This is a genomic window from Saccharothrix sp. BKS2 (assembly GCF_047689505.1).
GTDB lineage: Bacteria > Actinomycetota > Actinomycetes > Mycobacteriales > Pseudonocardiaceae > Actinosynnema > Actinosynnema lopnurensis.
The window spans coordinates 91,613-104,705 of record NZ_JAUQOL010000006.1 but is presented as its reverse complement, the minus strand read 5'-3'; the positions used below and the strand labels follow the sequence as shown (position 1 = coordinate 104,705).

Annotated in this window: 11 protein-coding genes; 5 read left to right on the top strand and 6 right to left on the bottom strand. The window is 70.9% G+C overall.

Features of this window, described 5'->3' with window-relative positions; all coding sequences use genetic code 11:
• Positions 1 to 92 precede the first annotated feature (92 nt).
• The 4 genes from Q5530_RS14020 (at position 93) to Q5530_RS14005 (ending at position 4,423) form a co-directional block, all read left to right on the top strand.
• Positions 93 to 854 (top strand): hypothetical protein, encoded by a 762-nt coding sequence (locus tag Q5530_RS14020; RefSeq protein ID WP_415362619.1) that lies wholly within the window; start codon positions 93 to 95, stop codon positions 852 to 854.
• Positions 855 to 863: 9 nt separating this feature from the next.
• The gene (locus Q5530_RS14015; RefSeq protein ID WP_380636320.1) at positions 864 to 2,735 is read left to right on the top strand and encodes a fumarate reductase/succinate dehydrogenase flavoprotein subunit; all 1,872 of its coding nucleotides are present in this window, start codon (positions 864 to 866) and stop codon (positions 2,733 to 2,735) included.
• Positions 2,736 to 2,737: 2 nt separating this feature from the next.
• The gene (locus tag Q5530_RS14010) at positions 2,738 to 3,487 is read left to right on the top strand and encodes a succinate dehydrogenase/fumarate reductase iron-sulfur subunit (protein WP_415363055.1); all 750 of its coding nucleotides are present in this window, start codon (positions 2,738 to 2,740) and stop codon (positions 3,485 to 3,487) included.
• 126 nt (positions 3,488 to 3,613) lie between these two features.
• Positions 3,614 to 4,423 carry a ComF family protein gene (locus Q5530_RS14005; protein ID WP_415362618.1) on the top strand — a complete coding sequence of 270 codons (810 nt, stop codon included), beginning with the start codon at positions 3,614 to 3,616 and terminating at the stop codon, positions 4,421 to 4,423.
• Between the two features lie 199 nt (positions 4,424 to 4,622).
• On the opposite strand, the gene Q5530_RS14000 is transcribed toward Q5530_RS14005, so the two are convergent.
• The 3 genes from Q5530_RS14000 to Q5530_RS13990 form a co-directional block, all read right to left on the bottom strand.
• Positions 4,623 to 7,475 carry a vitamin B12-dependent ribonucleotide reductase gene (locus Q5530_RS14000; RefSeq protein ID WP_415362617.1) on the bottom strand — a complete coding sequence of 951 codons (2,853 nt, stop codon included), beginning with the start codon at positions 7,473 to 7,475 and terminating at the stop codon, positions 4,623 to 4,625.
• A gap of 130 nt (positions 7,476 to 7,605) precedes the next feature.
• Positions 7,606 to 8,061, bottom strand: a complete 456-nt coding sequence (gene nrdR / locus Q5530_RS13995) for a transcriptional regulator NrdR (RefSeq protein WP_344039795.1) — start codon at positions 8,059 to 8,061, stop codon at positions 7,606 to 7,608.
• Between the two features lie 516 nt (positions 8,062 to 8,577).
• A complete protein-coding gene (locus tag Q5530_RS13990) occupies positions 8,578 to 9,063 on the bottom strand; it encodes a LysM peptidoglycan-binding domain-containing protein (RefSeq protein ID WP_415362616.1) in 486 nt (161 codons plus the stop codon).
• A 219-nt stretch (positions 9,064 to 9,282) separates the two neighbouring features.
• Here Q5530_RS13990 and lexA point away from each other — a divergent pair, with 219 nt between their 5' ends.
• On the top strand, positions 9,283 to 9,984 hold the full coding sequence (gene lexA / locus Q5530_RS13985; RefSeq protein ID WP_380636327.1) for a transcriptional repressor LexA: 702 nt from the start codon (positions 9,283 to 9,285) through the stop codon (positions 9,982 to 9,984).
• A gap of 72 nt (positions 9,985 to 10,056) precedes the next feature.
• Here lexA and Q5530_RS13980 read toward each other — a convergent pair whose 3' ends face one another.
• The 3 genes from Q5530_RS13980 to Q5530_RS13970 are packed head-to-tail and all read right to left on the bottom strand — an operon-like array spanning position 10,057 to position 13,073.
• A complete protein-coding gene (locus Q5530_RS13980) occupies positions 10,057 to 11,091 on the bottom strand; it encodes a hypothetical protein (RefSeq protein ID WP_415362615.1) in 1,035 nt (344 codons plus the stop codon).
• Between the two features lie 4 nt (positions 11,092 to 11,095).
• Positions 11,096 to 12,541, bottom strand: coding sequence for a GTPase HflX (gene hflX, locus Q5530_RS13975; RefSeq protein WP_415362614.1), 1,446 nt, complete (start codon positions 12,539 to 12,541; stop codon positions 11,096 to 11,098).
• A gap of 43 nt (positions 12,542 to 12,584) precedes the next feature.
• The gene (locus Q5530_RS13970; RefSeq protein WP_415362613.1) at positions 12,585 to 13,073 is read right to left on the bottom strand and encodes an ArsR/SmtB family transcription factor; all 489 of its coding nucleotides are present in this window, start codon (positions 13,071 to 13,073) and stop codon (positions 12,585 to 12,587) included.
• Between the last annotated feature and the right edge of the window lie 20 nt (positions 13,074 to 13,093).

The window sequence follows — 13,093 nt, the reverse complement described above, 5'->3', positions numbered from 1 at the left end:
CACGCGGGGGCCGGTTCGGTTTTCCCGGAACACCCCGGTTCCGGGACCGATCCCGAACTGTCCCACCACAACGAAGTGGAACGAGGTGAGGTATGAGGGCGCAGATCGCCCGGCGCACACTGCGGACGGACCGGTGGTGGCTCCCACCGCTGGTCACGTTCGGTGGCCTGCTCTTAATCTCCATCTACGCGGGTGTGCGCACGTTCATGGGCGACCACTACTGGGTGGACGAGTACCGCTACCTGACGCCCATGTACTCGCCGTGCCTGAGCCAGGAGTGCGTGCCCGGTGCGGCCCACTTCGGCCGGCCGCTGCCCGAGTTCCCGGGGTTCCTGACCCCACCCGTGATCATCATCCCGTTCCTGCTGGGCTTCCGGCTGACCTGCTACTACTACCGCAAGGCGTACTACCGGGCGGCGTGGCTGTCGCCGCCCGCGTGCGCGGTCGCCGAGCCGCACGCCAAGTACACCGGCGAGACCCGCTTCCCGCTGGTCGTGCAGAACCTGCACCGCTACTTCTTCTACGCCGCCTCGCTGCTCCTGCTGATCAACGTCTACGACGCCTTCTACGCGCTGAGCGCGGGCGTGGGCCTGGGCAACGTGGTGCTGCTGGTGAACGTGGGGCTGCTGGCCGCGTACACGCTGTCGTGCCACTCGTGCCGGCACATCGCGGGCGGACGGCTCAAGCACTTCTCCAAGCACCCGGTGCGGTACTGGACGTGGACGCAGATCTCCAAGCTCAACGCCCGCCACATGCAGCTGGCGTGGGCGTCGCTGATCTTCGTCTGCCTCACGGACCTCTACATCGCCCTGGTCGCCTCCGGGACGATCACCGACCTGCGCTTCGTGAACTGAGGAGTGGTTTTGCCCGAGCTGGAACGGCATTCGTTCGACGTGCTCGTGATCGGTGCCGGCGGCGCCGGGCTGCGCGCCGCGATCGAGGCCAGGGAACACGGGATGCGCACGGCGGTGCTGTGCAAGTCGTTGTTCGGCAAGGCCCACACCGTCATGGCCGAGGGCGGCATCGCCGCGGCCATGGGCAACGTGAACTCCAACGACAACTGGCAGGTGCACTTCCGCGACACCATGCGCGGCGGGAAGTTCCTCAACAACTGGCGGATGGCCGAGCTGCACGCCAAGGAGGCCCCCGACCGGGTGTGGGAGCTGGAGACCTACGGCGCGCTGTTCGACCGGACGAAGGACGGCCGGATCAGCCAGCGCAACTTCGGCGGCCACGAGTACCCGCGGCTCGCGCACGTGGGCGACCGGACCGGGCTGGAGCTGATCCGCAGCCTCCAGCAGAAGGTCGTGTCCCTCCAGCAGGAGGACTTCGCCGAGACCGGCGACCACGACTCCCGGCTGCGGGTGTTCCAGGAGTTCACCGTCACGGACCTGGTGCTCGACGGTGGCCGCGTGGCCGGCGCGTTCGGCTACTGGCGCGAGTCCGGCCGGTTCGTGCTGTTCGAGGCGCCCGCCGTGGTGCTCGCGACCGGCGGCATCGGCAAGTCGTTCAAGGTCACGTCGAACTCGTGGGAGTACACCGGCGACGGTCACGCGCTGGCCCTGCGCGCCGGCGCGTCGCTGATCAACATGGAGTTCGTCCAGTTCCACCCGACCGGGATGGTCTGGCCGCCGTCGGTGAAGGGGATCCTGGTCACCGAGTCGGTCCGCGGCGACGGCGGCGTGCTGCGCAACTCCGACGGCAAGCGGTTCATGTTCGACTACGTCCCCGAGGTGTTCAAGGACAAGTACGCCGACAGCGAGGCCGAGGCCGACCGCTGGTACACCGACCCGGACACCAACCGGCGCCCGCCGGAGCTGCTGCCGCGCGACGAGGTGGCGCGGGCGATCAACTCCGAGGTCAAGGCCGGTCGCGGGTCCGAGCACGGCGGCGTGTTCCTGGACGTGTCCACCCGGATGCCCGCCGAGGAGATCATCCGGCGGCTGCCGTCGATGCACCACCAGTTCAAGGAGCTGGCCGACGTCGACATCACCGCCCAGCCCATGGAGGTCGGGCCGACCTGCCACTACGTCATGGGCGGCGTGCGGGTCGAGCCGGACACCGGCGCGTCCTCGGTGCCGGGCCTGTTCGCCGCGGGCGAGGTGTCCGGTGGGATGCACGGCTCCAACCGGCTCGGCGGCAACTCGCTGTCGGACCTGCTGGTGTTCGGCAAGCGGGCGGGCGCGGGCGCCGCGTCCTACGTGGCCGGGCTGGGCGAGCGGCCGGTGTGCTCCGACGAGGCGGTGGCCGGGGCCGAGCGCACGGCGGTGGCCCCGTTCGCCGGCGAGGGCGGCGAGAACCCGTACACGCTGCACATGGAGCTCCAGCAGGCCATGAACGACCTGGTGGGCATCATCCGGCGGGCCGAGGAGATGGGCCAGGCGGTCGAGCGGCTCGACGAGCTCAAGCGTCGGGCGGCGGCCGTGGTCGTCGAGGGGCACCGGCAGTTCAACCCCGGCTGGCACCTGGCGCTGGACCTGCGCAACATGCTGCTGGTCAGCGAGTGCGTGGCGCGGGCGGCGCTGCTGCGCACCGAGAGCCGCGGCGGGCACACCCGCGACGACCACCCGGGCATGGACCCCGAGTGGCGCCGCAAGCTGCTGGTGTGCCGGGTGTCCGGCGACGACGTGGAGGTGGTCGAGGAGCCGCAGGTGCCGATCCGGGCCGACCTGCTGGAGCTGTTCGAGCGCACCGAGCTGGAGAAGTACCTGACCGCGGGCGAACTGGAGGCGTGACGGTGGGTTACCAGGGGCACTTCCGGGTGTGGCGCGGGTCCGCCGAGGGCGGCGGCCTGGAGGACTTCACCGTGGAGGTCAACGAGGGCGAGGTCGTCCTCGACGTGATCCACCGGTTGCAGGCCACCCAGACCCCGGACCTCGCGGTGCGGTGGAACTGCAAGGCGGGCAAGTGCGGCTCGTGCTCGGCCGAGATCAACGGCAGGCCGCGGCTGCTGTGCATGACGCGGATGTCGGTGTTCGCGGAGGACGAGACGGTCACCGTGACGCCGATGCGCACGTTCCCGGTGATCCGGGACCTGGTCACGGACGTGTCGTACAACTACCGCAAGGCCAGGGAGGTCCCGGCGTTCCGGCCGCCCGAGGGGGTCGCGCCGGGGGAGTACCGGATGCAGCAGGTGGACGTGGAGCGCTCGCAGGAGTTCCGCAAGTGCATCGAGTGCTTCCTGTGCAACAACACCTGCCACGTGATCCGCGACCACGAGGAGAACAAGGAGGCGTTCGCCGGGCCGCGGTTCCTGATGCGGGTGGCCGAGCTGGAGATGCACCCGCTGGACTCGGCGGACCGGGTGGGGCAGGCGCAGTCGGAGCACGGGCTCGGGCTGTGCAACATCACCAAGTGCTGCACCGAGGTGTGCCCCGAGCACATCAAGATCACCGACAACGCGCTGATCCCGATGAAGGAGCGCGTGGCGGACCGGCGTTATGACCCGATCGTGTGGTTGGGCAACAAGCTGTTCCGCCGCGGGTGACCGCGCGGTGCCCGCCCCCTCGCCGGGGCGGGCACCCGCCCCCGCGCGGCCGGCGGAAAATGCCGTGCGCGACGGGCCTCCGCCGTGCCACGCTGCCTGTTCCACCTGCTGCCTGGGGGTACTCGCTTGCCCGCGCCGACACCGCACCGCCGGTTCGACCGGCTGGAGGAGTGGAAGCTCGAACCGTCCGGGTCGTCCTGGTTCCTGAGGTTCCGCGGCGCGCGGGGGATCGCCGACCACGTGGTCGGCGCGCTGCCCCGGGCCAGGGCGCTGGCCGACGCCACCGCCGACCACCGGTGGCCCCACCGCGTCCGGATGGACTTCGCGCCGCCCGACGGGCTGGAGGACTTCCTGCGGCTGCTCGGCGAGGTGGTCGTCATCCCCGTCGGGTCACCGGGCGGCGTGGACGGCGCGGTGGCGCTCGACGACCACGCGCGGCCGGTCCGCGAGGGCTCGTCCGAACTCGCGCGCACCGAGCACGGCGGCCTGCTGCACCTGGTCAAGCACGGTGTCGGCACGCGGGCCGAGATCGACCGGGCCGGGCGGCGGCTGTGCGCCGAGCTGGCGGAGGTCGTGCTCCGGCACGAGTGGTTCGTCCGGTCCACCCGCCTGCTGCCGGTGCCCGGCCACGACCCCGGGCGCCCCGCGACCAGCGTGCTGCTGGGCCTGGCGCTGGGGCAAGAGCTGGGGCTGGAGGTCACCCCGGTCGCCGACGACCGGCGGGTCCGGAAACCGGCCAGGCAGATGACGCCGCGCGAGCGGGAGGACCTGCTCACCGCGTTCCGGGTGGACGAGGACCTGAGCGGGCGGACCGTGCTGGTGGTCGACGACACCCACCGGACCGGGTACACCCTGGCGGGCGTGGCCAACGCGGCCCGCCGCGCCGGCGCCGACACCGTGCTCGGCCTGACCGTCACGCGCAACTCGCGGCGTTGACCCCTTCGCGCGGCACCTGACGTACTCGACCTCGGGCGTCGCGGTGAACGCACCACCGCGTCAGGCCGGCTCCAGGTGGATCCGGCAGGGCTGACGGCTCGGGTGGTGGCGAGACGCGCTGCTCGCCACCACCCACCAGCGTCTGCGGAACCGCGCTTGACGCGACCGCGGTCGCGTCAAGCGCGGTTCCGCTCGTCCGTCAGCTGCAACCCGAGGTCGAGCCGCAGCCCTCGCACAGGTAGCAGGAGCCGGCCGGGCGCATCTTCGTGCCGCACGTCATGCACAGCGGCGCGTCGGCGGCCTTGCCCAGGTGCAGTTCGAGCAGTTCCGTGGAGCTGCCGACCCTCACGTCCTGCGGCTTGGCCTTCGCCTCCGGCGCGGGCGACGGCGCGTTCGCGGGCGCCGCCTGCTCGGCCGAGCCCACCGAGGTGCGCAGGCCCTCCAGGTCCACGTCACCGCCGTTGTAGTCCGACGCCACCTGCGCGGTGCGCTCGTCGGCGGTGAAGATGCCCAGCTGGGCCCGCTTCTCCAGCGGCAGGTAGTCCAGCGCCAGCCGGCGGAACAGGTAGTCCAGCACGCTGGTCGCGATCCGCACGTCCGGGTCGTCGGTCATGCCCGCCGGCTCGAAGCGCAGGTTCTGGAACTTCGAGACGTAGAACTCCAGCGGGATGCCGTACTGGAGCCCCACCGAGATGGACATGGAGAACGCGTCCATCACGCCGGCCAGCGTCGAACCCTGCTTGCCGAGCTTGACGAAGATCTCGCCGAGGCCGTCGTCCGGGTAGGAGCCCGCGTGCAGGTAGCCCTCGGCACCGCCGACCGTGAACGACACCGTCTGCGACGGGCGCTTCTTCGGCAGCCTCTTGCGCACCGGCCGGTACTCCACGACCGGCTCGACGGCCTTGGTCTCGGTCGCCTTGGCCGACTTGCCCGCCGACAGCGGCTGGCCGACCTTGCAGTTGTCGCGGTAGATGGCCAGCGCCTTCAGGCCCAGCTTCCAGCCCTCGTAGTAGATCTCCTCGACCTCCTCGACGGTCGCCGTCTCCGGCATGTTGACCGTCTTGGAGATCGCGCCCGACAGGAACGGCTGCACCGCGGCCATCATCCGGACGTGGCCCATCGGCGCGATCGAGCGGTCGCCCATCGCGCAGTCGAACACCTCGTAGTGCTCGGGCCGCAGGCCCGGCGCGTCCACCACGTGACCGTGCTCGCCGATGTACTCGACGATCGCCTCGACCTGCTCCTCCTGGTAGCCCAGGACGCGCAGCGCGCGCGGCACGGTCTGGTTGACGATCTGCATGGAGCCGCCGCCGACCAGCTTCTTGAACTTCACCAGCGCCAGGTCCGGCTCGATGCCGGTCGTGTCGCAGTCCATCATCAGGCCGATGGTGCCGGTGGGGGCGAGCACGCTGGCCTGCGCGTTGCGCCAGCCGTGGCGGTTGCCGACCTCCTGGCACCGCTGCCACTCCCTGGTGGCCAGCGAGCGGACCGCCGCGTCGTTGGCGTGCAGGGTGCGGATCGTGTCGTTGGCCGCCGCGTGCTTGCGGACGACCCGCTGGTGCGCCTCGGCGTTGCGGGCATAACCCGCGTACGGGCCGACGACGCCCGCCAGCTCCGCGGACCGCCGGTAGGCCACGGCCTGCATCAGCGACGTGATGGAGGCGGCCAGGGCGCGGCCGCCCTCGGAGTCGTAGGCGTGGCCGGTCGCCATGAGCAGCGCGCCCAGGTTCGCGTAGCCGATGCCCAGCTGGCGGAAGTCGCGCGTGGTCTCGCCGATCGCGGGGGTCGGGAAGTCCGCGAAGCTGATGGAGACGTCCATCGCGGTGATGATGATCTCCACCGACTTGGCGAACAGCTCGGCGTTGAACGAGCCGTCGTCGGACATGAACTTCATCAGGTTCAGCGACGCCAGGTTGCAGCTGGAGTTGTCCAGGTGCATGTACTCCGAGCACGGGTTGGACGCGGTGATCCGGCCCGACTCCGGCGTGGTGTGCCAGTCGTTGATCGTGCCGTCGTACTGGATGCCCGGGTCGGCGCACTCCCACGCGGCCTTCGCCAGCTTGCGGAACAGGGACTTCGCGTCGACGTGCTCGATGACCTCGCCGGTCATCCGGGCGCGCAGGCCGAACTGGCCGCCGGTCTCGTAGGCGTGCATGAACTCGTCGGACACGCGGATCGAGTTGTTGGCGTTCTGGTACTGCACGGACACGATGTCCCTGCCGCCCAGGTCCATGTCGAACCCGGCGTCGCGCAGCGCGCGGACCTTGTCCTCCTCGCGCGCCTTGGTCTCGATGAACTCCTCGACGTCGGGGTGGTCCACGTCCAGCACGACCATCTTCGCCGCGCGGCGGGTCGCGCCACCGGACTTGATGGTGCCCGCGGACGCGTCGGCGCCGCGCATGAACGACACCGGGCCGGACGCCGTGCCGCCGGAGGACAGCAGCTCCTTGGACGAGCGGATGCGCGAGAGGTTCAGGCCCGCGCCGGAGCCGCCCTTGAAGATCAGGCCCTCCTCGCGGTACCAGTTCAGGATCGACTCCATCGTGTCGTCGACCGACAGGATGAAGCAGGCGCTGACCTGCTGCGGGGAGGTCGTGCCGACGTTGAACCACACCGGGGAGTTGAAGCTGAACACCTGGTGCAGCAGCATCCAGGTCAGCTCGTGCTCGAACACCAGGGCGTCGCCGTCGGCACCGAAGTAGCCGTGCTCGACGCCCGCCTTGACGTAGGCGTGCACCACGCGGTCGATGAGCTGGCGCAGGCTGTGCTCGCGCTGCGGCGTGCCCACCGCGCCGCGGAAGTACTTGCTGGTCACGATGTTGGTCGCGTTGACCGACCAGAAATCGGGGAACTCCACACCGCGCTGCTCGAAGTTCACCGAGCCGTCGCGCCAGTTCGTCATCACGACGTCCCGGTGCTCCCAGGTGACCTCGTCGTACGGGTGCACGCCTTCGGTGGTGTAGACGCGCTCCACCTTCAGCTTGGCGTTCTTGGCGCCCGCGCCGTTGCGGGTGGCGGTCTTCTTCCCTGAGCCACCGACGGTCTCGGTCATCCGGGTTTCCCTCTCGATCAGGTGGTGTGGTGGCGCGACCACGTCCGGGCTCCCCGTCCGAGGCGGTCGCTCTGGTGTTGTGACGTTCTGGTGTTCCGCTGCTCCGCTGTTCCGCGCCGCGGCGACGGGGCTAGTCGTCGCGCTGGGCGTCGCGGAGGTCGGCGATCTCCTTCTCGAAGTCCTCGACGGACGAGAAGGAGCGGTAGACGCTGGCGAAGCGGAGGTAGGCGACCTCGTCCAGCTCGCGCAGCGGGCCGAGGATCGCCAGGCCCACCTCGTGGCTGGGGATCTCGGCGACGCCGCCGGAGCGGATCGACTCCTCCACGCGGTGCGCGAGGTGCTGGAGGGCGTCCTCGTCGACGGGGCGGCCCTGGCAGGCGCGGCGGACGCCGTTGACGACCTTGTCACGGCTGAAGGGCTCGGTGACGCCGGAGCGCTTGACCACCGCGAGCACGGCCTCCTCGACGGTGGTGAACCGGCGGCCGCAGCTGGAGCAGGACCGCCGGCGGCGGATCACCTGACCCTCGTCGACCTCACGCGAGTCGACCACGCGCGAGTCCGAGTTCCGGCAGAACGGGCATCGCACGGCTGGTCTCCCCCTGCTTGAGCGCAGCACCCATCGCATTAGTCCTCGGGAGGGGGAATACCCCAACCTGTGGACTAACTTCGTCGGTGCAACCACTAGATGTAGGGGTCAACCTATGCCCTGGGCCTACGGAGCCGCAACTCGGACAGGCCCTCGGCGTGTCACCCGTACGGCTGTATCCGCCCCCACCCCCGAACGGCCCTGCACCCTACCCCCACCCCCGAACCTCGCGAGTCGTACCTCCAGACCTCGCGAGTCGTACGTTCAGGACCCCCGTGTCCCACGTTCAGGACCCCCGAGTTCAACGTTCGCGCACCCCTCGGTCACGGCCTTGGGGTACCTGAACGTTGAACTCGGGGGTCCTGAGTGTTCGACACGGTGGGTCTGAACGTACGACTCGCGCGACTTGAACGTACGACTCGCGGGGTCTGGGCGTACGACTCGCGGGGTCTGGGCGTACGACTCGCGCGGGTTGCGCGTGTGGCTCGCGTGGGGTGGAGGTGTGGCGCGCGGAGGTTAGTGGGGGACGGTCAGGGGTTGGCCCGGGGTCAGGTCGTCGGTGGTGAGGTTGTTCAGGGTGCGGATGCGGGCCGCCACGGCGTCCGGGTCGCTGGCGGGGGCGCTGCGCTTGGCCAGGTCGTGGAGGGTTTCGCCGACCTGGACGTGGACCACGGCGGTGCGCTCGGGGACGGTGGTGGCGCCCGAGGCGTAGAGGTAGCCGAAGGTGACGGCGGCGGCCAGGGCGGCGATGGCGAGCGCGTAGAGCGCGAACTGGACGGCCGGGTGCCGCTCCGGGCGCACCCGGCAGGCGGCCGCGTCGGGCGGGGTCTCGCGGGCCGGGACGGGGGCGCGGCGGGTGGACGGGCGGCGGTCCCGGTCCGGCACGTCGAACCGGCGCAGCACGCGTGGTCCCGGTCGCAGCCCGGCGCCGAGGGCGACGTCCTCGACCCCGGCCCCGTCGACCAGTTCGAAGCTGTTCCGGGTGCCAATGACCACCGCCATGATGCCCTCCATCGCAGGTCATCCGATCACGATCGAACCTGTGTTCGATCGAACGTCCGTGCGAATGTCTACCACTAAGTGCCGCATAATCGCCACGACACGCCGATACTTACTTCGAACAGGTGTTTGATCTGGACGCGCAACCCGACTACCGTCCACACCCGAAGATCGACGCAGAACCGGCCTGGGAATCGGAGCCGGTGAGGAGGGGAAAGCGCCGTGGCACGCAAGACCAACGACGACCTGAGCATCGTTGCGGAGGTGCCCTCCACGCCCGAGCCGACGGACATCGCGGGCAACGCCGGGCTCACCCTGCGCCAGCGCAAGGTGCTCGACGTGATCCGCGACTGGCTGGACCGGTTCGGCTACCCCCCGAGCGTGCGCGAGATCGGTGAGGCGGTCGGCCTGACCAGCACGTCCTCGGTCGCCCACCAGTTGCGCGCGCTGGAGAAGAAGGGCTTCCTGCGACGGGACCCGAACCGCCCGCGCGCGGTGGGCGTGCTGCCGACCGAGATCGTGACCGGCCTGGCCCCCACCTCCAGGCCCACCCCCGCGTACGTGCCCATGCTGGGCCGCATCGCCGCCGGCGGGCCGATCCTGGCGGAGGAGGCCATCGAGGACGTGTTCCCGCTGCCGCGCGACCTGGTCGGCGAGGGCGAGGTGTTCCTGCTCAAGGTCGTGGGTGACTCGATGGTGGACGCCGCCATCACCGACGGTGACTGGGTGGTGGTCCGCCAGCAGCCGACCGCCGACAACGGCGACGTGGTGGCCGCCATGATCGACGGCGAGGCCACGGTGAAGACGTTCAAGCGCCGGGACGACCACGTGTGGCTGCTGCCGCACAACCCGGCCTACCAGCCGATCCTCGGTGACGAGGCGTCGATCCTGGGCAAGGTCGTCGCGGTGCTGCGCCGCCTCTGAGGGCGAACCCGGCGCGAACCTGCTGAAGGCGAACGGCGCGGTGGCCCGGAAACGGGGCCCCGCGCCGTTCTGTCATGCCCTGCGGCGGCGTGAGCGGCGCACCAGCGCCCCCACCAGCACCAGTGCCACCGCGCCGCCACCCACCACCGGCCACGGCGAGGTGGGCTCCGGCGACGCCGGGGCGGCGGTGGCCGGTGGAGCCGCCTGGTCCGCGTCCGAGGTGGGCGCGGTGGTCGGGGTCGGCTCCGGGGGCACGGCCGCCGCGACGGCGCCCTCCACCCGGCGCAGTTGCGAGGACACCCCGCCGTTGCCGAACTCCGAGGCCGACAGCAGCGCGCCGTCCCCGTCGAACGCGATGGCCTCGCCCTGCGGCTCGTCCGGCAGCGGCACCCGCACCGGGTCGCCCTCCAGCGCCTTCGCCAGGTCGCCGTCCGGCACCGGGAACAGGTACGCGTCGGTGTAGGTGCGCAACGCGGCCACCCGGCCGTCCGCGCTCATCGCCCCGCCCGTCACCACCCGCGTCACCACCGGGTTGGTCAACGGTCCGCCGGGCGTCTCCGTGCCCCTGATCGACACCCGCGCCACCTGCTCCAGCGGGGTCGGCGCGTTCTCGATCAACCCGGAAACGGGCCGGTACACCAACGCCGAGCCGATCGTTTCCTTGGTGATGATGTGCGGAATTCCCGAGCCGTCCAACAACAACGCCTCGGCGTCGTGCTTTCCGTCAGGATACGTGAGGCGGTACAAACGGGCCGTGCCGTCGGGGGACACCGCGTGCAATGCCACGGTCTCGCGGGTCTTGCCGTTGTCGCCGGTGTCCGCCGCCCACAGGGTTCCGTCAGGCGCGAGGGAAAGATCTTCGACGTCGAACGGGTTGATCGACGTGGTGGTCGTCCGGGTGATCGCGCAATTCCGGTCCATCACCTGAACGGCCAGCCGGCCGTTGTCGCTGTCGTTCACCGCGAACAGCTCGTCCCCACGCGCGGCGAGGCCGGACAGCTCCGACAGCCGCTCGTCGGTCACCGAGCACACGGCGACGGGGGCCGGTTCCGCGATCGCGGAACCGGCCCCCGTCAGCAGGCCGAACACCACCAGGACGGCGCGCACCGGCTCAGGCGCGGCTTCCGTCCACGGCGAACTGCTCCAGCGCGCCGGCCAGGTCGGGCCGCACCCGGGCGGACAGCTCCGTGCCCTCCTCGGTGTGCCGCTCCTTGAGCACCTCGCCCTCCCGGTGCACGCGCGCGACCAGCTCACCCCGCGCGTACGGCACCATCGCGTCCACCACGACCTCAGGTCGGGGTGTCATGGTCGCGATGCGCTCGCGCAGCTCGGGGATCCCCTCGCCGGAGTGCGCGGACACGAACACCGCGCCGGGGAACAGGTGCCGCAACCGGGCCAGGCCCAGCTCGCCCACCGCGTCGATCTTGTTGACCACGAGCAGCTCGGGCGGCATGGGCTCGTCGCGCCGCTCGGTGATCTCGCCGATCACCTCGCGCACCGCCTTGACCTGCTTCTCCGGCATCGCGTCGGACCCGTCGACCACGTGGACCAGCAGGTCCGCGTCGGCGACCTCCTCCAGCGTCGACCGGAACGCCTCGACCAGCTGGTGCGGCAGGTGCCGCACGAAGCCGACCGTGTCGGTCAGCGTGTAGGGCAGGCCCTCGGGCGTCTCGGTGCGCCTCGTGGTCGGGTCGAGGGTCGCGAACAGGGCGTCCTGCACCAGCACGCCCGCGCCGGTCAGCGCGTTGAGCAGGCTGGACTTGCCCGCGTTCGTGTACCCCGCGATGGCCACGTTCGGCACCGCGTTGGCGACGCGGCGGTGGCGCTTGGTCTCCCGGACGACGCTCATCCCGGCGATCTCGCGGCGCAGCTTGGCGATGCGCGCGCGGATGCGCCTGCGGTCGGTCTCCAGCTTGGTCTCACCGGGACCGCGCAGGCCCACGCCGCCGTTGCCGCCGCCGGCGCGACCGCCGGCCTGCCGGGACAGCGACTCGCCCCACCCGCGCAGGCGCGGCATCAGGTACTGGAGCTGGGCCATCTCGACCTGCGCCTTGCCCTCCTTGGTGGAGGCGTGCTGGGCGAAGATGTCCAGGATCAGCGCGGTGCGGTCGATGACCTTGACCTTGAGCCGCTCCTCCAGCTGCCGCAGCTGGCCGGGGGAGAGCTCGCCGTCGCAGATCACGGTGTCCGCGCCGGTCGAGATCACGATGTCGCGCAACTCGGTGACCTTGCCCGAGCCGATGTAGGTGGCCGGGTCGGGCCGGTCGCGCCGCTGGACGATACCTTCGAGCACCTCGGAGCCCGCGGTCTCGGCGAGCAGCGCCAGCTCGGCCAGGGAGGCGTCGGAGTCGGCCGCCGTGCCCTCGGTCCACACGCCGACCAGCACGACCCGCTCCAGCCGCAGCCGGCGGTACTCGACCTCGGTGACGTCCTCGAGTTCGGTGGACAGCCCGGCGACGCGCCGCAGTGCCGCGCGCTCCTCAAGAGCCAGTTCGCCGGTGGACAGCTCGTCGTCTTGGTCGAGCCGGTCGTTGGTTCGGTACGTGTTTTCCGTCATTTGCCCTTCATCGTCCCACGGTGACCCCGACCGGACCGAGTGGTTAATCACCCGGGTACATCGCCAGGTAGATCGCCACCCGCTCGTCGTCGGGGTCGGCCGGCTCTGCTGCCAGCTCATCGAACAACGCCTGGAGGCGCCGTTTTAGTTCCCCGGGATCGGTGCGCACCACCAGCCTGATCTGCCGCAGCGCGGCCACGCCCACGTCCGCGACCTCGCCGAGGAACGCCTGGAGCACGGCCTCCTCGGCGGCCGGCGGCCGGTCCTTCCCGGTGAGCTGCCAGGGCAGGCCCGTCGACAGGTACGGGAGCTCGCGCGCGCCGCGCCTGCCGGTGCGCGCCGGCTGGGCCTCCAGGAAGCCCGCGGCGACGAGTTTGCGCACGTGGTGGAGGGTGGTGGCCGGGTCCTTGCCGAGCCGCTCGGCGATCTCCTTGTTGGTCAGCGGGGTGTCGTGGGTCAGCCGGATGATGCGCAGCCGCACGTCCGAGGACAGCGCGGCGACCTCCAGGGAGGTGGCGAGGCGTCGGGACACCCGTGCAGAGTAAGTGATTG